The organism is Streptomyces cavernae, assembly GCF_004023625.1.
Taxonomy (GTDB): domain Bacteria; phylum Actinomycetota; class Actinomycetes; order Streptomycetales; family Streptomycetaceae; genus Streptomyces; species Streptomyces cavernae.
Window position 1 is genome coordinate 92,848 of the sequence record NZ_RPDJ01000014.1, and the last position, 21,058, is coordinate 113,905.

Consider the following 21,058-nt stretch of genomic DNA (forward strand, 5'->3'; position numbering starts at 1 on the left):
GCAAGCGGGGGAGAATGGTCCTGTGAAGAGGACGCAGACCGGAACGTATGCCGGGTCGTACGCAGGAGGTACGGCAGCCGGAGCGGGCACGGCTGGGGCGAATCTGGACGCGCTGCGCAGCCACAACACCGCGTTGGTGCTCGATCTGCTGCGTGCCGCCGGGGCGGAGGGGCTGAGCCGTACGGAGCTGGCCGAGCGCACCGGGCTCACCCCCCAGGCCGTCAGCAAGATCACGGCCCGGCTGCGTACCGAGGGTTTCGTCGCGGAGGCGGGCCGCCGGGCGTCCACCGGGGGCAAACCGCGCACGGTGCTGCGGCTGGAGCCGGGGGCGGCGTACGCGGTGGGGGTGCACCTCGACCGGGACGAGCTGCACGTGGTCCTCGCGGACCTGACCGGCGCGGTGGTGGCCGAACGGAGGGCGCCACTGGGCCTGGGGGCGGGGGCCGGGGTGGTGCTCGACAGGGTGGTGGGAGAGGTCGACGCGCTGCTGGCCGGGGCCGAGGGGGCGAACGGATCGGCTGGGCCGGTGGCGGGAGCCGCTGGGCCTGCCGGATTCGTCGGGCCCACTGGCAGTGGGGCGGCTGGGACTGGGGCGGCTGGGACTGGGGCCCTTGCCGTCGGCGGGGCCATTGGGACCCCTGAAGCCGCCGAGCCCGCTGGGACCGGTGCCCGTTTCGCTTCCGGGAGCGGGGCCCGTCCCCCCGTGCTTGGTGTGGGAGTCGCACTGCCGGGGCCTCTCGACCACCTCCGAGGCGTGCTCCACCGGGTCACCGGGTTTCCCGACTGGGACGGCTTCCCGCTGCGGGACGCACTCGCACGACGGCTCGAGATGGAGGTCGTCGTGGACAAGGACACCAATGCCGCGGCGTTGGGGATCGCCGTCGGCGGCGGACTGGGCGGGGCGTACGGCTCCTTCGCCTACCTCCATCTCGGTACGGGGCTGGGGGCCGGGCTCGTACTCGACGGAACCGTGTACCGGGGCGAGCGGACCGGGGCGGGCGAGTTCGGCCACCAGGTGATCCAGCTGGACGGGCCGCCGTGCGAGTGCGGGAACCGTGGGTGCATCGAGGCGCTGTGTCTCGCCGCGGTCGCGCGCGGCGCGGTGGACGAGGCGGCGCGCGTCCTCGGCACGGGGGCCGCGAACCTCGTGGGCCTGCTCGACATCGACCTGGTGCTGCTGGGCGGACGGGCGATCGCCGTGGATCCGGAGCGGTTCGAACGGGGAGTCGGAGCGGTCCTGTTGGCCCGCGCCCGGCGCACGGGATCGACCTCCCCGGTCCCGGTCCGGATCGCCTCCGGCGGAGTCGCGGAGGGGGCGGCGCAGCTGCTGCTGGCACCGGTGTTCGGCAGAGAACCGGGGTGACGGGCGGGGCTGAGCCGACTGGCGTGGGCTGAGCTAACCGGGGGACGGAGCTGGCGGGCGAGGACTGAGCTGACCGGCGAGGACGGAGCCTACGGGTGGGGCGCGGTCGGCAGGCGGAGGCACGGAGTTTCTCTGCCGGGCTGACCGAGTCTGTGCGGACGAGGACGACTGGTGCACGGGGACGGCCGGTGGACGGGGCCGACTGGCGGACGGGTACGGCCGGCGGACGGGGATTGCGGGCGGAGGGGACGGCCGGCGGACGGGGACGGCCGGTGAACGAGCACGGCCGGTGCACGGGCCGACTGGCGGACGGGTACGGCCGGCGGACGGGGATTGCGGGCGGAGGGGACGGCCGGCGGACGAGGACGGCCGGTGAACCAGCACGGCCGGTGCACGGGCCGACTGGCGGACGGGTACGGCCGGCGGACGGGGATTGCGGGCGGAGGGGACGGCCGGCGGACGAGGACGGCCGGTGAACCAGCACGGCCGGTGCACGGGGCCGTCTGGCGGGCGGGGACCGTCCGCCGACCGTGCGGGGCCGTTGGCGAGGGCCGGTTGACGCGGGCGGCCGTGGCCGGCTGGGCGGGAATCGGGAAGAGCCCGTGTTGGGCCGGGCGAGGGGTGTTCGGCCGCCGAACGGGGTCGTGTGAGGGCGTGGTTTCCGCGGTGGTGCGCGGGGCCCTGGCAGCGTCACGAGTCTTGCCAGGCACCGCCGCCTACGTCCCCGACACCGGTCCCGTCCACTCCCGATCGGCAAAGGCCTCCCATGCGACTGAGCAAGTCCCTCCCTCTCGCCCGCAAGACCGCCACCGTGGTCGTGCCCGTGACCGTGGCACTCGCCTGCCTGACCGTCGCGCCGGTGGCTCACCCCGCCGACCCGCCTCCCCGCGCCACCTGCGCCTCGGACCACCCCGACGACTTCCCCCTCACCACCCGTATCCGCCGGGCCCCCACCACCTACGAGGCCGGGGGCGCCCCCGGGATGTGGACGCTCGAGCTCACCAACACCACGCAGACGACCTGCGTGGGTGTGCACCCGATCCTCGTCCTCGTCGATGAGAAGCGGACGCTGCGGCCGGAGCAACTGGCGATGGACTTCCTCGACGGCGGCCGGCAGCGGCCCGTCCGGTTCGAGGTGTCCGACAAGGCGGAGAACATCGGAGTCTTCGACGACTTCCCGGGATTCACCGTCCAGCCGGGACGGACCCTGAGCGTCACCGTGCGGCTCGGCGTCGCGGACGGGACCGAGGCCAATGACGTCGTCGCCAACGCCGCGCTCGTCCAGCGCCGTGACGACGACGGCGACTGGGTCGGGGAGTCGAACGACTACCGCTTCCGGATCGTCGACGCGGACGCACCTCCGGTGGGCGATCGGGACGAGGAGAAGGAGGAGGGGCAGGTCGAGCAGGAGAAGGCGGAGCAAGAGAAGGCCGAGCCGGAGAAGGAAGGACAGCAGACGGCGGACCAGGGAAAGGACCAGGGAAAGGACCAAGGGAAGGACCAGGGGAAGGGAGCGCGTGTGTCGGAGCCCGGGGAGCCGGCGGCGTCGGGGGAGCGGAGTGATCAGGGCCAACCGGGTGTGCCGGGTGAGCAGAACGCCGGGGGCCGCCCGGGGGCGGGCGGGGTCCCGCTGGGCGAGGAGCTCGCCTCGACCGGTCCGGGCGCGCTGCTGACCACCGCCGCGGTGGTCACCGTCCTGCTGACCGCAGGTGCCCTCCTCTTCACCACCACCCGCCGCGGTCGCCGCCGCTGAACACCTCCGGCGGAGGCGACCACCTCGAGCACCCTGCCGTGCCCGCGACCCGGCCGCCGAACCCCGTACCCGGAAGGTGACGATTCACCATGATCCGGGGTGTGGCTAGGCTGTGCCCGACGCAGTACGGCGTACGGCAGGAGATCGCACATGGCAGAGCGCAAGCCCATCGAGTCGTGGCTGACCGACATGGATGGCGTGCTCATTCACGAAGGCGTGCCGATTCCCGGTGCCGACGCGTTCATCAGGAAGTTGCGGGATTCCGCCAAGCCCTTCCTCGTCCTCACCAACAACTCCATCTACACCCCGCGCGACCTGCACGCCCGGCTCCAGCGCATGGGTCTGGACGTGCCGGTGGACAACATCTGGACCTCGGCCCTCGCCACCGCCCAGTTCCTCGACGACCAGCGCCCCGGCGGCACCGCGTACGTCATAGGTGAGGCCGGGCTGACGACCGCGCTGCACGACATCGGCTATGTGCTCACCGACCACGAGCCGGACTACGTCGTCCTCGGCGAGACCCGTACGTACTCCTTCGAGGCCATGACGAAGGCCGTCCGCCTCATCCTCGACGGTGCCCGGTTCATCTGCACCAACCCGGACGAGACCGGCCCCTCCACCGAGGGCCCGCTGCCCGCCACCGGCGCGGTCGCCGCGCTCATCACCAAGGCCACCGGGCGGAAGCCGTACTTCGCGGGCAAGCCCAACCCGCTGATGATGCGCACCGGGCTCAACACCCTCGGGGCGCACTCCGAGACCAGCGCGATGATCGGCGACCGGATGGACACCGACGTCCTGGCGGGCCTGGAGGCCGGGATGGAGACGATCCTGGTGCTCACCGGGCTGACCACGCCCGAGGACGTCGACAAGTACCCGTACCGGCCGTCGACCGTCGTGAACTCGATCGCGGACCTCGTGGACCGCGTCTGACGGTCCGATTCCCGCATCCCGGCCGATCGGCGACCCGCTTCCCCCTGGAGCCGCCGACCGGCCGGTCCTCGACCGCGCACGCACGGGTTGTGGGAGTAACCCGGCGCCGCACGGGAGGCACAGCGGCCTCGCTGTCCGAACGGGTCCCGTCCGTCCGACGGGTTCCGTACCGTCCAAACACGGATCCAGGCCGTCCGACGGGTCTCATCCGTCCGACGGGTCCCGGCCGTCCGGCGGTCCCGGACCGTTGGTGACGGGCCCAACGGGCCCCAACGAGTCCCGCCGTCCTACGGCTCCCTATCGGGGCCCGTAGGGCGTTCGTGATCTGCATGTGCGGCATGCGTGTGCCCGAGGATAGGACGGATGGCCGCTCCGGCCTAGAGGCGGTTTGACGCCAAGTCCCCGTCCGGTGGCTCTGAGTGACCACTCGCGGCGGACGCGGCACCGGGCGTACGGCCCGGTCGCACATCGCTCACCCCGGCGTACAGCGCCGAAACAGCTGTTGTATAAGGTCCGACTTGTCGCCTAGGTCTGGGCCTCGCTATGTCAGGATTGAAACTTCGACAATGCACCCGAGGGGGAGTTGATGTACGGGAGCTGGGGGGCCGGGGCCAGGGCGTCCGTGGCGCTGGCGGGGGCGGCGCTGCTGATTGCGGGCTGTTCTTCTTCCGACGGCGAGAAGGGAGGGGGCGCGAAGCCGACGAGCACGGGCACGGAGATCGGCCAGCAACCGAAGGCCAGCGACCCCTTCTGGGTCAACCCGGACGGTAAGGCGGCCCAGCAGGTGGGCATCTACGAGAAGGACGGCAAGGAGGACTCCGCCCAGCAGATCCGGAAGATCGCCGAACAGCCCACCGGGCAGTGGCTGATCCCGGAAAGCGCGGAGGAGGAGGCCAGGGGATTCACCGAGGCGGCGCAGCAGGCCGACCGGGACGCCATCCTCGTCCTCTACAACATCCCGCACCGCGACTGCGGCAACTACTCGGGCGGCGGCGCGGCGGACGGCGACCAGTACCGTGCCTTCATCGACAACGTGGCCAAGGGCATCGGTGACCGCCCGGCCACGGTCATCCTGGAGCCGGACGCGGTGCTGCACCTGGTGGACGGCTGCACACCCGCCGAGTTCCACGACGAGCGCTACAACCTCCTGACCGAAGCCGTCACCAAGCTGAAGTCACTGAAGAACACGAAGGTCTATCTGGACGCCGGCAACGCCGGCTGGGGGAAGCCGGACCAGATCTTCGAGCCGCTGAAGCGGGCGGGCATCGACAAGGCCGACGGGTTCTCGGTCAACGTCGCGAACTTCTACTCGACCGAGGACAGCATCGCGTACGGCAAGGAACTGTCGGCGAAGGTCGGCGGCAAGCCCTTCGTGATAGACACCGGCCGCAACGGCAACGGGCCCTACACCAAGGGCGACGAGAGTGAGCGCTGGTGCAACCCGCCGGGCCGTGCGCTGGGCGAGACGCCGACGACGAAGACCGCCGACCCGCTGGTGGACGCCTACCTGTGGATCAAGCGTCCGGGTGAGTCGGATGGCACGTGCAAGGGCGGTCCGAAGGCCGGAGAGTGGTGGGCGGACTACGCCCTGAAGCTCGCCAAGGCCAGCGACTAGTGTCGCGGCGGGCAACGTTTGCCCGGTAAGGAGCGGCGTCATGGGGATCCCCCCTGCTCATGGGGGTCCCCCGCTTGAGCGCAGCCGAGAGTGGGGGAGAAGTCGAAGCAAACAACCGGGGGCGCCCTCCTTCACGGAGGGCGCCCCCCCGGGGGGGGGGGGCCCGCGGGGCGGGGCCCGGGCCCCCCCCCCCCCGCCCTCGTCACCGTCAGGTGATCTTGACCCACTGTGCCTCGCTCGGCGTCCCCTGGTCGTCCGTGACGAACAGCATGTACCAGCCCGGCAGGACCAGGTTGCGGTTCTCCGGGACGGTCAGGGTGACACCGTCGGCCGACTTCTCCACGTCCAGGGCGATCGACCGCTGGTCGATGTCCGTCACGTGCGTGGAGACGCTCGGACGGATCAGCCGGGCCGACTTGATGGACGACGCGTGCTCCGACTTGAAGGTGCCGGACTCCCCGCGGGCGATGGTCTTCGGACCGCCGCTGAGCGTGGGGCGCGAACCCTGGTACAGGTACGGCGGCGTGTAGATCTCGATGCGCTGCTCGAACTTGCCGGGCTTGGTGTTGGCCTTGTCCGCGTAGAGCGAGTCCGAACCGAAGATCATCACACGGCCGTCGGGCAGCAGGATCGAACCCGAGTGGTAGTTGCGGCCCACCAGCGGGTCGGCGACCCGCTTCATGGTGTTGTCCTTCGCGTCGTAGAGCCGCGCCTGGAAGATGTTGGAGTCTCCGCGGCCCCGGTAGTCCTCCGAACCGCCGGAGATCAGCACCGAGTCGTCGGGCAGGATCGAGGCCTGCGGGTAGCGCGTGCCCTTCTCCAGCTCGGGACCGTCCTCGAACTGCGGGTTGTCGGCCAGCAGATCGATGATGCGGGTCTTGTTGCTGGACTCCCGGGACTCGCCGACCCCGCCGCCGCCGATCACCATGTACTTCTCGTCCTGCGCCGGCGGCAGCAGAACGGTACCGGCGGTCTCCAGCAACTTCTGGTCGCTCATGCCGGTGACCTTGGTGAACTTGTTCGTCTTCACGTCCCAGATGCCCGGGTCACGGCCGACGTCGTCCGGGCCGTAGCCGGCGTTGGCGCCCGAGTAGAACATCCGCCCGTCCTGCATCAGCGAGATGTTGGGGTAGGTCGGGAACTGGCGTTCCTTCTCGGTGTACGCCCACTTCTTGGTCTTCGGGTCGTAGAGCTCGTTCTTGCCGGGCACGAGCTGGCCGATCTCGTCCAGACCGGAGAGGGTGAGGATCTTGCCGTCGCTCATGGTGGTGAGCGTCGGGTACCAGCGGGCCTCGTTCATCGGGTCGACCTTGATGTACTTCTCGGCGACCGGGTCGAACTCGAACGCGTCCTTGATGCCCTGGAAGTCCTTCTTATCCAGGGCGAGTTTCTCGGCGATGCCGTACGTGTTGCGCTCGTCCGTGCCCGACAGGCCCTGGACGGTGTAGTTGTCCTGGGTGCCCGTCTCGTACTTCCGGCCGCTCTTCTGCGCCTCGACGTAGATACGGCCGAGGCCCGGGTCGTTGCCCAGGAACTTGCCCGTCTCCGGGTCGAAGCGCTTCTTGGCGCGCGGCACCAGGACCGGGTCCTTGGAGACGAAGGTCTTGCCGTTCTCCTTGCCGGTGAACTTGGTACCGGCGGGCAGCGTTATCGGCTTGTCCGGGTTCTCGTTGTGCACGATCATCAGGCCGCCGGCCTTGGTGACGTCACCCTTGAGCTTCTCGTACCGCTTCGTCCCGCCCGCGATCAGCAGCTTGCCGTCGGCCAGTTGTGTGTGGCCGGTGCAGAACAGGTCCTTCGGCGTGGGGATCTCCTTGATCGTCCCCTTGACCGGGTCCCACAGCCGGGTGTCGAACTTCTTCGCGTTGAAGTTCTTCTGATTGTTGCCGGATCCGGCGACGAGCAGCACCTTGCCGGTGTGCAGCAGGGCCGCGTGAATGGTGTTCTGCCGCAACTCCTCGGGGAACTCGACTATCTCCCACTTGCCATTTGCTGCTTTGTACTCCGGCTGGTTGATCTTGTACTCGTGGTACTTCGCGGAGCCGAAGCGGTACAGCGCCGGCCCGTTCATACCGGCCAGCGCCAGAACCACCACCGTGCCTATCGCGATGCGACGGGCACGGCGGCGGCCGGAACGGTCTGTCATTTCTTACGTCCCCCAAGGGCGATCTGTACGGTCTGGTCGGAGCCAGGGTTCGCGGCCCAGCTGGGCTTGTGCTGCGAACCGTGGCCCCGGGCATCCTGCGGTGTGGTGGCCTGGGGAGGCACCACGGCCGTCTGTTCGGACGCCGGCGGCTTCGGGTTCTTCTTGGCCTGGCGCATCATGTGGCGCCAGAAGAAGATCGGCGATGCGGTGATCAGAAGCGCGAACGACGCCCAGATGATCATCGCGGGGTGGGAGTGGCCGTAGTAGAAGCCCGCACCGATCGAACCACCGAAGATCAACATGAAGTACCAGTGGTACCGGAAGGTCCCGAACAGCCGGTCGGGGCTGGCCGAGTCGCCCTTCGGGGTGACCACGAACTTGCTCTTGCGGCGCAGTACGGAATCGATCAGTGCCTTCGCGTACAGCGGCGCCGACAGAGCGGACATCACCATGCCGGCCACACCGCCGGAGCCCTCCGGCTCGTGCGGCGAGACGTTGTGGCGGCGGTTCCAGACGTAGAGACCGATCTGCAGGGCGGAGGCGTTGCCGTAGAGCATCAGCCAGATCGTCGGGTCGATGTTCACACCCGAGGCGCCCACACCCAGGAACAGCGCACAACTCAGCGCGGCCAGGATCCAGTTGAGGGCCGACATCGGGTAGAAGATGATCATCATCGTGTAGTTGAAGAGCTTGCTCGGCGGCAGCGAGTACCAGCCCTTCCAGTACTGCTTGAGGATCGTCTCGTACGTACCTCGCGACCAGCGCATCTGCTGGGTGAAGAAGTCCGTCCAGGCGTTCGGGCCCTCACCGACCGCGAGCACGTCCGGCGTGTAGACCGAGCGCCACTTCTTGCCCGTGGCGGGGTTCTTGTGCCGGTGCATCTCGAAGCCGGTGGCCATGTCCTCGGTGATCGAGTCGTACAGACCGCCGATCTGCTTCAGCGCCTTGATGCGCACCGCGTTGGAGGTGCCGACGAACATCGGCGAGCCGTAGCGGTTGCCGGCCCGCTGGATGAGCGCGTGGAAGAGGAACTGCTGCGACTCGGCGGCCTTCGTGACGAAGGTGTCGTAGTTGCCGTAGACCTGCGGGCCGATGACGAAGCCGACGTTCGGGTCACGGAAGAAGCCGAGCATCCGCTCCAGGTAGTTGGGCAACGGCACGTGGTCGGTGTCGACCGAGGCGAAGAAGTCGTAGTTGTCGCCGTGCGCGTCCAGCCAGGCGTTGTAGTTGCCGTGCTTGGTCTTCGCGCGGTGCGCACCCTTCTTCGTGTTCCACTTCGCCACGCCCTTGCGGGAGAAGTGGTGTACGCCCAGGCGCTGGCAGACCGCCTTCACCTCGGGGTCGTCGCCCTCGTCGAGCAGCCAGACGTGCATCACACCCCGGTGACGGATCTTGACCGCCGCCTCCAGGGTCTTCGTCACCATCTCCAGCGGCTCTTTGCCGGGAACGAAGGACGTGAGGAACGCCACACGGGTGCCGTTCTCCGGCACCACCGGGATCGGGTCCCGGGCGACCAGGGTGGCGTGCGCGTTCGACAGGACGTTCAGGCAACGGAAGAGCTCGATCAGGGCGATCGAGACGAGCATGACGACGTCGAGGGTGGGCAGCCACTCGAAGGCGGGGTAGTCGCGCTCGGTCCAGTGCTCCGGCTGCAGCAGCCAGATCAGCAGGACGATCGACAGGACCGGTGCGGCACCCAGCATGAGCGCGGCCCTGATCCGGTGCGGCTCCTGGGAAAGCAAGGAGCGGTACTGCACCCGGTACGGCTTCGTGGGATCGGGCTGCGTGAGCGGGCCCGCGAGCCGGCTGTAGTGCTCGTAGTCGTATCGCGGAAGCGACTTCTTCAGCCGCTTGAAACCACCCGTCCTCGACGGCACCCTGAGCTGGGTGGTTTGAGACGGATCATAGTTCTGCCGGGCGCCGCTAGGCGTCGACGTCATGAGTCATCCCCCCGCACGCAGTCCTCCTGCGTGGTCGTCGGTCTTCACGTCCGGTTGGGTCCCCCTGAAACCGTCACAGACGTAACAATGGCGGGCCCCCGTCACCACATCATCCACACCTTATAGACATGGAACGACGACCTTCCGGTTGCATGATGCCCCCCTCGGCATCGCGGCGTGCACTGGACCCTCCATCCCGTGCGCCATCGCAACCGATTTCTGTGGCCCCCAACTGCCGAGTACCGGCAGCCTCTTGCTGCCCAGGGTTCTACGCCGTCCGGCATGATCGCAAGACGCGAAACGTGGTGTTTACCGGTCATACCTGCTAATTGGGGCCGCTATTGGTACTGAATTGTTGCTTTGGGCCTGCTCGTGCGCGGATGGTGCCAAAGTGATTACGCATGGCACTCTCTGCGCGTCCGGAATCGCCGGATCTGACCGCATCCGGACCCCCCGGATGCTGCCGACAGGTGACCTCGAGGTCCTGCGGCATGTCCACCTGGGTGGCGCGAAAGGCACGGTCGGTCTCCGCGAGGCCGATCCCTTCCGCGGCCCGCCTCTCCATACGGCCCACGAGACTCCCGAGTTCAAGTAGATCATGCTCCGGTGTCCGCCCCGCGAGCCGGGAGGCCCGTCCGGCGGCGGGCAGCCGCTCCTCGACGATCAGCCTCTCCATCCGTTCCCGCAGGTCGCGCACCATGGGGCAAAGGTAGCTGCGGCTCGCGGCCGGGGTGGGCGGTCCCGGGAGGAACCCCCCGATGGTGGTCCGCAGCACCCTTCCGCGTCCGGTATTCTCTTCGGGTCAGCGGGCGCCGCTAGCTCAGTTGGTTAGAGCAGCTGACTCTTAATCAGCGGGTCCGGGGTTCGAGTCCCTGGCGGCGCACTCGGACGAGGGCGGAGTGTGTCCACGGAAAGCGTGGACCTGCTCCGTCCTCGTCGTTTTCTGCGCGGCTGCGCCGCGCTTTGTGGGGGTTTCGCCACCCACACCCTCATTGGGTTGCGCGGGGTGGGCGTGCACGTGGGGTGTGCCGCGCGTTGGTGTGTGGGCTTCGCCACCCACCCCTTTCGGGTTGCGCGGGGTGGGCGTGCACGTGGGGTGTGCCGCGCGTTGGTGTGTGGGCTTCGCCACCCACCCCTTTCGGGTTGCGCGGGGTGGGCGTGCACGTGGGGTGTGCCGCGCGTTGGTGTGTGGGGGCTGCGCCGCCCAGCTCCCGTCGGGTTGCGTGGGGTGGGGCTTCTGTGTGGGTGGGGGAGGCCGTCGGTGCGGCGGTCGGTGGTCGCAGCGGCTGGGTGTGCGCCGTGGAGTGCTCGGCGTGCCGACGGCGGCGCGGTGACGAAGCCCACCCGGGCGTACATCATTCGGACCGTCAGCATGCGGCACCGCAGGACAATTGCGAAACTGTCGGACGTACCGCAGCGAGGGCATTCTCATCCGGCGCGCAAGGGGAAACTCATGGATACTCCGGTATTCGAGGAATTCGACCCGGCGGACGAGTGCGACTGCCCCGGGTGCGCGCTGGGCGGGCGTAATACGGTGAATTCCGTGACCGGCGCGCGTTTCGGTGTGCGCGACGCCCTCGTGGCCGCCGCCGCGAGCACCGCCGCAGGCACCGCCCTGGCCGTCGCCGGGGCGACGGCCGCCACCGCCAACGCCGCCACCCCGGCTCTCTCCGCCGCCGTGGCCGCCGCGCCCAAGCCCCACCGGCCTGGGGCCACCAATCCAACAAGCTCCCCGAGTTTCCCGAGTTCCACGAGTGCCGTGGGCCCCGCCGCGGGCACCGCGGACGACGGCCACGGCCCCACCCCGCAAGGCGAGAAAGGACCACTCCACGGGGCCCCGGGGTACCCCGTCCACCCGGCCGAAGCGCCCACCACCACCCGCGCGGACATCATCGATCGGGCCAGGAAGTGGGTCACCGCGAAGGTCCCGTACAGCACGAGGGATTACTGGTCCGACGGGTATCGCCAGGACTGTTCGGGCTTCGTCTCGATGGCCTGGAACCTGGGCGCCAATGAATCGACGGGGAGCCTCGCGGCATTCGGTGTGCGTATCACCAGGGAGCAGCTCCAGCCCGGTGACATTCTGCTCTTCCACAACTCCGCCGATCCCTTGAACGGTTCACACGTCGTGATTTTCGGCGGCTGGGCGAATCACACCCACACGTACTACCTGGCGTACGAGCAGACCCGGCCGCGCACCCGGAGGCAGGTCACTCCCTACGCCTACTGGAGCAGTTCCAGCCGTTACGTGCCCTATCGCCACAGAGGGCTGGCCGCAGGGGATGGCGTCGGCCGTCGGTTCGGGCGGCAACTCGTCCCGCAGGGCCTTTTGCGGAGGCAGGGAGGTACGGATGAGTACGAGTGCGTCGCAGCCCCCGGAGCGAGAGCGGGAGCCGGAGTGGGGGCAGGAGCGGGGGACGCGGCACGAGGGTGGTGTGCGTCCGGCGCGGCTCGCTCACGGTGAGCGGCTCATCCACAACGAGGTGACCACCGAGATCCCCGTCCATCTGCTCTTCCGCGACGAACCCGCACCGGCGGCCGGGTCGGCCGGCCCCGCCTTCGTGGGGCGGCGCCCGGACACGGGGGAGCAGCCCCGGGCGCGCCGGGCCGTCCCGGTACGGCCGCAGCCGCCGCGGCCCGTGGTCGATGCCGATCCGGAACTGGTCGAGCGGGGCGGGCGGGTGCTGCCGGGATTCGTGGGGGTGCTGGCCGGGGGCGCGGGTGTGGCGGGCGCGGGGCTGGGTGCCTGGTGGGCGGGGCTGGTGCCCGCCTTCGCCGTGAGGGCGATCGGGCTGCCGTACGTGGAGGCCGGACTCGGGCACGAGCAGTGGGCCGTGCTCGGCGGGTCCGGGGCGCTGGCGCTCCTCGGCTTCGGTGGACTCGCGCGCGGCCGGACCGGAGGCGCCTGGGTGCTCGGTCTGTTCGGGCGGTACCGGGGAACCGTACGGCGGACCGGGCTGCTGTGGGTCAATCCGCTGTTGCTGCGCCGCCGGGTGGACGTAAGGCTGCGGCACTGGCGCAGCGAGCCGATGCCGGCGGTCGACCCGAACGGTGTGGCCCTGCGTGTGGTCGTGCTCGTCGTCTGGCGGGTGCGGGACACCGCGCGGGCCGTGCTCGGCGTCGACGACCACGAGACGTATCTGCGGGAGTGCGTCGAAGCGGCGCTCGCGCGGGTGCCGGTGGAGATGTCCGCCGCGCGGGGTGGCGCCACCCCGCACCGGATCGAGGCGGCCGCTGATGTGTTCACGCGGCTGGTCGCGGCGGACGTGGCGCCGGTGGGGCTGGAGGTCTTCTCGGTGCAGCCGGTCCGGGTCGAGTACGCACCCGAGGTCGCCGCCGTCATGCACCGCAGCCGGCTCGCCGCGCTGGACGCCCAGCACCGCGACACCGTGCTCTCCTCGGTCGTCGACTCGGTCGAGGACACGGTGACCCGGCTGACCATGCGCGGGCTCGTGGCGCTCGACGACCACGAACGCAAGGAGCTGGTGAGGGACCTGACGGTGGCGTTCTACACGGGGCGGGGGGACGCCGCGCGGTGAGCCCGCCCGCGGCTGTCGGTGGTGGGCGTCGGCTCGTTCGGGGGTGCAGGCCCTTCTGGGTGGTGGGCGGCTGCTCCTTGGGGAGTGGTGCAGGGCCCCTTCGGGCTGGGTGCGGGCCATTGGGGCTGGTGCGGCGGACCGTTCGGGCCGGGCGTGCCAACTCGTGGAGGTGGGTCCCCGATTGGTCTGGACATGTTCAATGCTCAGCAATAATCTGGACTTGGTCTAGACCTGAAATTCAAGCGGCGCGTCGCCCGCACGGCTCACGGAACTCCCCCACGTTTCTCCAGGAGCGGCAGCATGCGCATACGGACCAGCAGGAAAGCGAAGTGGTACGCGGCCGCGGTCGGGCTCGCCACCGGCGGAGCGCTCGTGCTCTCGGCCGGCGGGGCCAGCGGCCACGGCTACACCGACCTCCCCATCAGCCGTCAGAAGCTCTGCCAGAACGGCACGGTCACCGGCTGCGGCGACATCCAGTACGAGCCCCAGAGCGTCGAGGGGCCCAAGGGCTTCCCGTCCGGGGGGCCGGCCGACGGGCAGATCTGTTCCGGAGGCAACAGCCGGTTCAACCAGCTCAACTCGCCGACCAAGCCCGGCGGCGGCGCCTGGCCCACCACCAGGGTCACCGGCGGCCAGAGCTACACCTTCCGCTGGCAGTTCACAGCGCGGCACTCCACGACCGACTTCAGGTACTACATCACCAAGAACGGCTGGAACCAGAACGCCCCGCTGACCCGCTCGGCGCTGCAGACCACGCCGTTCCTGACCGTCCCGTACAGCGGCCAGCCGCCCGCGACGCTCTCGCACTCGGGCACCCTGCCCACCGGCAAGAGCGGACACCACGTCATCCTTGCGGTGTGGACGATCGCCGACACGGGCAACGCGTTCTACGCCTGCTCGGACGTCACCTTCTGAGCGCTGTTCCGAGCGTCGTTCCGAGCGCTGCTCCGAGCGTCGTTCTGAGCATGTCGCGAGCGTGTCCCGCGCGTGTTCTGGGCGTGCCCTGAGCATGTTCCGGGCGTGTTCGGGCGTCGGAAAGCTCTGAGGATCACTTGAGGCTCCCGCGCACCCGCCACGGGTAGGTTCTGCGCACACCAACTGGTGTGCGCAGGACCGAAGTTCGGGGGAAAACGGTGATGGACGCTCTCTTCTACGTCGTACCGGCGCTGATCACGGCGGTGACGCTCTTCATCGCGAGCCGGGTGGTTCGCCGCTGGCTCCAGCTCAGAGGCGCCTGGAACAGCGGGCTCACTGCTGAGGCGCGCTGTCTGCGCATGTTCACGACCACGCGCGGCGGCAGCAACGACACCTCCGTCAGCACCACCCTCCACCACGTCTACGAGTTCACGACCCGCGACGGACGGCTGATCCGCTTCGAGGAGGAGGACGGCCCCGCGACCACGCTCGAGGGCGACATCGTCACCGTCCACTACAGCCAGGGTGCGGAGGTGTTCGCCACGGCGCGTCGGCCCAGCCCCGTCCGGAGCACGGTGGCCACGCTGGGCGCCCTGTCTTTCCTCGGGGTCGTCGTCGTGTTCTGCGTCGGGTTCATGCTCCAGTACAGCCAGGTCGTCGGACCGGGGATCGACTTCGTCTTCGGCTCCGTGGAGGAGGGCTGGACCGACGGCGGTGCCCTGCCCGACGGCGAGGTCTGGACCGACGGCGATGTCGTGATCGACGAGAGTGGCGTTGTGATCGACGGTGGCGTCTCGACCGAAAGCGGCGTCCCGGGTATGCCGTGAGGCTCCACATCTGACGATCCGTCAACTATGGTGCGCCGCCATGAGCGCCATGAGGTCCACCGTCGCGGAACTCGTGCAGCGGCAGTGGGGAGACCACCGGCCGGGACTGCGGTTCGGGCAGCAGACGCTGAGTCACCATCAGGTCGCGGCCGGCGCGGCCGCCCGGGCCGCGCTCCTGGCCGACCTGCTGCCGGACGGAGCAGAACCACATCTCGGGGTGCTCCTCGACAACACCCCCGAATATTCGCTCTGGTTGGGCGCCGCGGCGCTCGCGGGCGCTGCCGTGGCCGGAATCAACCCCACTCGGCGCGGAGCCGAACTGGCCCGCGACATCCGCCACACCGAGTGCCGGGTCATGGTCACCGAGGAGCGGTATCTACCGCTCCTCGACGGGCTCGAACTTCCCGATGTGCGACTGCTGGTTACGGACACTCAGGACTACGCGACCCTGGTCGCACCGTATGCGGGTGCGAAGCCGGAGCCGGTCGCGCGGGCCACGCCCGACAGCCGGTTCCTGCTCTACTTCACTTCCGGTTCCACCGGCGCGCCCAAGGCCGCGATCTGCTCCCAGGGCCGGCTCGCCGCCGCCGGACGCTCGCTCGTGGATCAGTTCGGGGTGCGGGCCGAAGACGTGCACTACGTGTGCATGCCGATGTTCCACGGCAACGCGGTGATCGCCGACTGGGCGCCCGCGCTCGTCGCGGGAGCCGGGGTCGCGCTGCGGCGGAGGTTCTCGGCGTCCCGGTTCCTGGACGACGTAAGGGCGTACGGGGCCACGTACTTCACGTATGTGGGGCGGGCCGTGCAGTACCTGCTGGCCACCCCCGAGCGGCCCGACGACCGCGACAACCCGCTGCGGCTGGGCTTCGGGACGGAGGCGGGGGCGGTGGACGCCGCCGCGTTCGAGGAGCGGTTCGGGGTGCGGCTGGTGGAGGGGTACGGCTCCTCCGAGGGCGGGGCCGCGGTCCAGTGGTCGCCCGGGACGCCGGCCGGGGCGATCGGGCGTGCGGTGGGTGACCTGGCCGTGGTGGACCCGGAGACCGGGGCCGAGTGCCCGGCCGCCCGGTTCTCCCCGGCCGGGCGACTGCTCAACGGGGACGAGGCCATAGGGGAGTTGGTGAACCGTGGGCCCAACCCCTTCGAGGGGTACTGGCGCAACCCGGAGGCGGACGCCGCGCGTCGGCGCGCCGGCTGGTACTGGACGGGGGACCTCTTCTACCGCGACGCCGACGGCTTCCTCTACTTCGCGGGCCGTGCGGACGACCGGATCCGTGTCGACAGCGAGAACCTCGCCACCGCGATGATCGAGAACATCCTCGCCCGCTACGAGGACGCCGCCGCCGTCGCGGTCTACGCGGTGGCGGACCCGGTGGCCGGGGACCAGGTGATGGCGACGCTCGCCCTGCGCGAGGGCGCGGCCTTCGACCCGGAGCGGTTCGCTTCGTTCCTGCACGAGCAGGGGGACCTGGGCACGAAGATGGCGCCGCGCTTCGTACGGGTCACGGCCCGGATGCCCGTGACCGCCACCAACAAGATCCATCGGGTGGCCTTGCGGAGGGAGGGGTTTCGCTGCGCGGATCCCGTGTGGTGGCGGGCGCCGGGGGAGCAGGCGTACCGGTTGCTGGGCGAGGGGGATGTGGCGGGGTTGCTCCAGGAGTACCGGGTGCGGCGGAGGGAGGGGCTGCTGGGGCGGTAGGTGTCAGGGGCGGCGGCTGCTCGGCCTGCCGCCGGACGCCGACGGCTGCCCGCCCGGAGCAGGGGAGGCACCGCACCGCATTGCCCGCGAGCGCGGGCCAGGGGTGGGGAACCGTCACGGTGAAGGCCGCGGCTCCGGGTCCAGCAGTCCCGACGTCGCCAGCCGGAACCCCAACTGGGCCCGGCTGTTGGTCTCAAGCCGCTGCGACACCTTGCGTATGTGCTCCGCCACGCTCCGGCGGCTCATCCCGAGGCGGCGTGCGATCGAATCGTCGGTCTCGCCGGAGACCACGCCCGTGAGGATCGTGCGCTGGATGTCGGAGGTGATCGTCGGGGTGCGCAGGGAGTCGGTCAGAACCGGCACCGAACGGGTCCAGGCGTTGTCGAAGAAGCGGGCCAGGAAGCGGACCAGCGCGGGGTGGCGCACCTGGAGTGCCACCTCGTCCTCCTCGGCCACCGGGATGAACGCGACCTCCCGGTCACAGATGATCATTCGGTCGAAGACCTCGGCGAGGGTGCGGACTTCGGCTCCGGCGGCGGTGACCCGCTCGATGTAGGAGAGCGTCGTGGGGTGCGAGCGCACGGTGTGCTGGTAGATCGTGCGCTGCCGCACGCCTCGCGACAGCAGCCGTACGTCACGCTCGACGGCCTCGCTCAGCGCGCCCTCGGGGCGTCCGCCGCCCGGTTGCGCGGTGAGCATCTCCTCGCGGCAGGCGTCGACCGCCGCCTCCAGCATGCGGTTGATCAGCTCGACGCCGTCGAGCAGGGTCAGCGGGGGCCGTTCCCCGCGTCGTACGTCCGCGTACACCTCACCGAACGCGGCCAGCACCGACCGTGCCGACCGCAGGGCGCTCTGCTGCCCGGCGATCGACTCCTCCAGTGGTGTCAGCACGGAGAAGGCCGCGGCCTCCGGCGGAACGGCCATCACCGAATCCGGCGCCTGAGGGTCCGCCACGACGAGCCGCAGTTCCCACAGACAGGCGGGCGTCTCGGCGCGGGGCAGCCGTTCGCCGCCGGCCAGCCTTCGGTAGCACTCGAGCGCCGGTCGGCAGGGGCCCGATCGGGATGGCGTGTCGGACCTTGAGGGCAACGAAATGTCACATTCGCACCCACTCGCCAGGAATTGATCGTCGTTCACAAGTGTGCAGGTTACAAAACGACGGCTGAGTCGGCCTTATGTCCGGGCACCGGCCGGAGAACGATGTCCGCGGGCGGAACGAAAGGTGAACTTCCATGTCCCCCACGCATGACCGCGGTCACGGCGACGATCTGCTGTCCTTCCTCCGCTCGAGTCCCTCGCCGTACCACGCGGTGGCGAGTGCCGTGCGCCGGCTGGAGCGGGCGGGCTTCAAGGAGCTGACCGAGACCCACGACTGGACCGGTGCGACGGGCGGGCGGTACGTCGTCCGCGGCGGTGCCCTGATCGCTTGGCACGTGGCCGAAGGGCTGCCGGCGCACACCCCGTTCCGGATCGTCGGCGCCCATACCGACTCGCCGAACCTGCGGGTCAAGCCCGCACCCGACACCAGCTCGGCGGGCTGGCGGCAGATCTCCGTGGAGATCTACGGCGGGGTGCCGCTGAACACCTGGCTCGACCGGGACCTCGGCGTCTCCGGACGGATCACCCTGCGGGACGGCTCCAGCCGGCTGGTGGTCGTCGACCGGCCCCTGCTGCGCGTACCGCAGCTCGCGATCCACCTCGACCACGGCGTCAACGACGGCCTCTCCCTCGACCGGCAGCGGCACATGGCCCCGCTCTGGGGGCTGGGCGGCACCCGGTCCGGCGCGCTGCTGGAGCGGGTCGCCGCGGAGGCCGGTACCGGTGTCGACGAGATCCTCGGCTGGGACCTGATGCTGCACGACATCCAGCCGCCGGGCTACCTCGGCGGGGACGAGGAGTTCATCGTCTCCGCGCGGCTGGACAACCTGGTGTCGGTGCACGCGGGTGTCACCGCGCTGGTCGCGGCGGCCGCGGCGCCTTCCTCGTACGTCCCCGTCCTCGCCGCCTTCGACCACGAGGAGGTCGGCAGCGGCTCGGAGTCCGGGGCGCAGAGCCCGCTCCTCGAACGGGTGCTCAGCCGCTCGGTGACCGCGCGCGGCGGCCGCCGGGAGGACTTCGAGCGGGCGCTGGCGGGCGCGTTCTGCGTCTCGGCGGACATGACGCACGCCGTCCACCCCAACTACGCCGAGCGCCACGACCCGGACCACTGGCCGTTGCCCAACGGCGGGCCGGTGGTGAAGGTCAACGTCAACCAGCGCTACGCCACCGACGGCCGCGGTCTCGCCGTGTTCGCCGCGGCGAGCGAGCGGGCCGGGGTGCCGTGGCAGCCGTTCGTCTCGAACAACGCGATGCCGTGCGGGACGTCGATCGGACCGATCACGGCGGCGCGGCTCGGGGTGTCGACCGTCGACGCCGGTGTCCCCGGCCTGTCGATGCACTCGTCCCGTGAGCTGTGCGGCGCCCGGGACCCCGAGATGCTGGCGCGGGTGCTGACGGAGTTCGTCGTCTCAGGGTGAGCTCGCCGCTCCGGCCGCACAGGTTGCGAGGAGCTCCGCGATCAGCGCGGCCGGGTCCGCGCCGCGGTGGACGAGGGTGTCGCCCGTGACGATGCGCACGCCCTGCCGCTCGACCGCGGGCAGCAGGGGCAGATCGGCCCGGTCGAGGACGAACGTTGCGGCCAGGTCCGCGTAGCAGGCCGCGGCGCCGACCGGGGTCGGGGCGAAACCCGCGGCGGTCAGCAGCGTTCACGGCTGCGGGCCCGGACGCCCTCACCGGGGTCGGTGATCGCTACCGCCTGACGGGGTCGGCCTCCTCGATGCGGGCGAGGAGTCCGGCGGCCGGTTCGGCGAGGGCATCGCCCTGCACGTACACGTAGGCGCGCCGCACGGTGGGCATCGCGTGTTCGCGGACGATGAACACTCGCCCCCTCCGCCCCTACCCACCCCATCCCTGGGGGCGCTGCCCCCAGACCCCCGCTCCTCAAGCGCCGGAGGGGCTGAAACGGGGGTCCCCCTGCTCGAGCGCAGCCGAGAGCTTGGGGGAGGTCAACCCGATGCGGGCGTGGCCGGCGAAGCCCCGGCGGATGAGCCCCACGCCGCATGGGCCCCACCCCGTGCAACCCAAAAGGGGTGTGGGTGGCGAAGCCCCCACAACGCGCGGCGCAGCCGCGCAGAAAACGACGAAGGCGAGACGCTCCACGCTTTCCGTGGAGACGCCTCGCCATCGACTTCGTGCGCCGCCAGGGACTCGAACCCCGGACCCGCTGATTAAGAGTCAGCTGCTCTAACCAACTGAGCTAGCGGCGCATGACTCTCGCCTCCCGCCTCCGCGGTCAGCGACACAGGAAATACTACCTGGTCCGCAAGGGTGCTTCTGACCACCCCGAAGCGGCCCAGGTATGCCTGCCGGGGCACTAGATCGCCAGTGACAGCAGCACGGGCGCCGCGCCCTTGTTCAGGGCGTCCGCCGCCTCCCGCAGCCGATGCGCCCGCTCCACCGGCAGCGACAGCGCCAGGCATCCCACGGCGGACCCGGCGGTGACGGGCACCGCCGCGCACACGGTGCCGATCGCGTACTCCTGGAGGTCGAGGAACGGCACCGTCGGAGGCTGGGCGGCGAGCCGGGACAGCAGGACCCGTTCGTTGGTGATCGTCCGGGAGGTGAGCCGGGCCAGCTTGTGCCGGGCGAGGTGGTCGCGGCGCCCGGTGACGTCCAGCTGCCCCAGCAGGCTCTTGCCGATCGCGCTGGCGTGGGCGGCGGAGCGGAAGTCGACCCACTCGTGGACGGACGGAGTACCGGGGCCGTCGGAGCACTGGGTGACGGCGATCTCGCCGTCGATGTAGCGGCTCATGTACACCGCGGCGCCCACCGAGTCCCGCAGCCGGTCCAGCGCACGCTGGATCTGGACGCGCAGCGCCTGCTCGCGGCCCCGCGCGGCGCCGAGCCGGCTGAGGGCCGCGCCGCTGACGTACGCGCCGTCGGTCTGCTGCTCCACATAGCCCTCGCGGCGCAGCATCCGCAGCAGGGAGGTCAGCCGGGCGGGGTCGAGGCGGAGGTGGCGGGCCAGCTCGGCGTCGGTCACGCCGGTGCTGCGGCGGGCCACGATCTCCAGGACGCGCAGGGCGTCCTGGGCCGAGTGGTTGGGAGTGGTCGGCTCGTGCTTCAGCGCCACGGTGATCCCCCTGCGCTTCGGTGGCCGTTTTTCGGACAGCTGAGCTGTCTCCACGATAGCCCCCAAGAGGCCGTGACGGAGGGGCTGTTGACCAGATGGGAGGAGCGTTCCACGCCGCTCATCAGGAACGCGCCACTATGGCATATGCCCCGGTCACGGCCAA

The 21,058-nt window shown here is 70.3% G+C and carries 15 protein-coding genes, 2 tRNA genes and 1 pseudogene; 11 read left to right on the forward strand and 7 right to left on the reverse strand.

Going from position 1 to position 21,058, the window contains the following annotated elements; all coding sequences use genetic code 11:
- Window positions 1–22: 22 nt before the first annotated feature.
- The 4 genes from EF387_RS23950 (at window position 23) to EF387_RS23965 (ending at window position 5,661) form a co-directional block, all read left to right on the forward strand.
- Window positions 23–1,363: an ROK family transcriptional regulator gene (locus tag EF387_RS23950; protein WP_128378671.1), complete on the forward strand. Its 1,341-nt coding sequence runs from the start codon at window positions 23–25 to the stop codon at window positions 1,361–1,363.
- A gap of 766 nt (window positions 1,364–2,129) precedes the next feature.
- Window positions 2,130–3,116 (forward strand): chromosomal replication initiator protein DnaA, encoded by a 987-nt coding sequence (locus EF387_RS23955; RefSeq protein ID WP_128378672.1) that lies wholly within the window; start codon window positions 2,130–2,132, stop codon window positions 3,114–3,116.
- Window positions 3,117–3,266: 150 nt separating this feature from the next.
- Window positions 3,267–4,046 (forward strand): HAD-IIA family hydrolase, encoded by a 780-nt coding sequence (locus EF387_RS23960; protein WP_128378673.1) that lies wholly within the window; start codon window positions 3,267–3,269, stop codon window positions 4,044–4,046.
- Between the two features lie 586 nt (window positions 4,047–4,632).
- Window positions 4,633–5,661, forward strand: coding sequence for a glycoside hydrolase family 6 protein (locus EF387_RS23965; protein ID WP_128378674.1), 1,029 nt, complete (start codon window positions 4,633–4,635; stop codon window positions 5,659–5,661).
- Window positions 5,662–5,869: 208 nt separating this feature from the next.
- On the opposite strand, the gene glxA is transcribed toward EF387_RS23965, so the two are convergent.
- The 3 genes from glxA to EF387_RS23980 all read right to left on the reverse strand — a co-directional run bounded on the left by glxA (window position 5,870) and on the right by EF387_RS23980 (window position 10,447).
- Complete coding sequence (gene glxA / locus EF387_RS23970) at window positions 5,870–7,807, reverse strand: radical copper oxidase GlxA (protein WP_128378675.1); 1,938 nt, start codon at window positions 7,805–7,807, stop codon at window positions 5,870–5,872.
- Window positions 7,804–9,747 carry a glycosyltransferase family 2 protein gene (locus EF387_RS23975; protein WP_128378676.1) on the reverse strand — a complete coding sequence of 648 codons (1,944 nt, stop codon included), beginning with the start codon at window positions 9,745–9,747 and terminating at the stop codon, window positions 7,804–7,806. Before EF387_RS23975 ends, glxA begins: the two co-directional genes overlap by 4 nt.
- A 325-nt stretch (window positions 9,748–10,072) precedes the next feature.
- Entirely contained in the window at window positions 10,073–10,447 is a 375-nt protein-coding gene (locus tag EF387_RS23980) for a hypothetical protein (protein ID WP_202918355.1), read from the reverse strand.
- A gap of 109 nt (window positions 10,448–10,556) precedes the next feature.
- Here EF387_RS23980 and EF387_RS23985 point away from each other — a divergent pair.
- The 6 genes and pseudogenes from EF387_RS23985 (at window position 10,557) to EF387_RS24010 (ending at window position 16,724) form a co-directional block, all read left to right on the forward strand.
- A tRNA-Lys gene (locus tag EF387_RS23985) sits at window positions 10,557–10,630 on the forward strand.
- 570 nt (window positions 10,631–11,200) lie between these two features.
- Window positions 11,201–12,028, forward strand: a pseudogene (locus EF387_RS47540) (NlpC/P60 family protein); the annotation flags it as partial.
- 70 nt (window positions 12,029–12,098) lie between these two features.
- Window positions 12,099–13,286, forward strand: coding sequence for an SPFH domain-containing protein (locus tag EF387_RS23995; protein WP_128378677.1), 1,188 nt, complete (start codon window positions 12,099–12,101; stop codon window positions 13,284–13,286).
- Window positions 13,287–13,586: 300 nt separating this feature from the next.
- Window positions 13,587–14,201: a lytic polysaccharide monooxygenase auxiliary activity family 9 protein gene (locus EF387_RS24000; protein ID WP_128378678.1), complete on the forward strand. Its 615-nt coding sequence runs from the start codon at window positions 13,587–13,589 to the stop codon at window positions 14,199–14,201.
- Between the two features lie 221 nt (window positions 14,202–14,422).
- Window positions 14,423–15,028: a hypothetical protein gene (locus EF387_RS24005; protein WP_338058125.1), complete on the forward strand. Its 606-nt coding sequence runs from the start codon at window positions 14,423–14,425 to the stop codon at window positions 15,026–15,028.
- A gap of 40 nt (window positions 15,029–15,068) precedes the next feature.
- Window positions 15,069–16,724 carry an AMP-binding protein gene (locus EF387_RS24010; RefSeq protein WP_128378679.1) on the forward strand — a complete coding sequence of 552 codons (1,656 nt, stop codon included), beginning with the start codon at window positions 15,069–15,071 and terminating at the stop codon, window positions 16,722–16,724.
- Window positions 16,725–16,838: 114 nt separating this feature from the next.
- Here the strand turns inward: EF387_RS24010 and EF387_RS24015 are convergent, their stop codons facing one another.
- Complete coding sequence (locus EF387_RS24015; protein ID WP_128378680.1) at window positions 16,839–17,648, reverse strand: LuxR C-terminal-related transcriptional regulator; 810 nt, start codon at window positions 17,646–17,648, stop codon at window positions 16,839–16,841.
- Window positions 17,649–17,956: 308 nt separating this feature from the next.
- On the opposite strand from EF387_RS24015, the gene EF387_RS24020 reads away from it, so the two are divergent.
- A complete protein-coding gene (locus EF387_RS24020; protein ID WP_128378681.1) occupies window positions 17,957–19,240 on the forward strand; it encodes a M18 family aminopeptidase in 1,284 nt (427 codons plus the stop codon).
- A gap of 271 nt (window positions 19,241–19,511) precedes the next feature.
- Here EF387_RS24020 and EF387_RS49465 read toward each other — a convergent pair whose 3' ends face one another.
- From EF387_RS49465 to EF387_RS24030, 3 genes are all read right to left on the reverse strand, one after another.
- Entirely contained in the window at window positions 19,512–19,643 is a 132-nt protein-coding gene (locus EF387_RS49465; RefSeq protein ID WP_274388954.1) for a hypothetical protein, read from the reverse strand.
- A gap of 312 nt (window positions 19,644–19,955) precedes the next feature.
- Window positions 19,956–20,029 (reverse strand) — tRNA-Lys (locus tag EF387_RS24025).
- A 107-nt stretch (window positions 20,030–20,136) separates the two neighbouring features.
- Window positions 20,137–20,895: an IclR family transcriptional regulator gene (locus EF387_RS24030; RefSeq protein ID WP_128378682.1), complete on the reverse strand. Its 759-nt coding sequence runs from the start codon at window positions 20,893–20,895 to the stop codon at window positions 20,137–20,139.
- Window positions 20,896–21,058 lie beyond the last annotated feature (163 nt).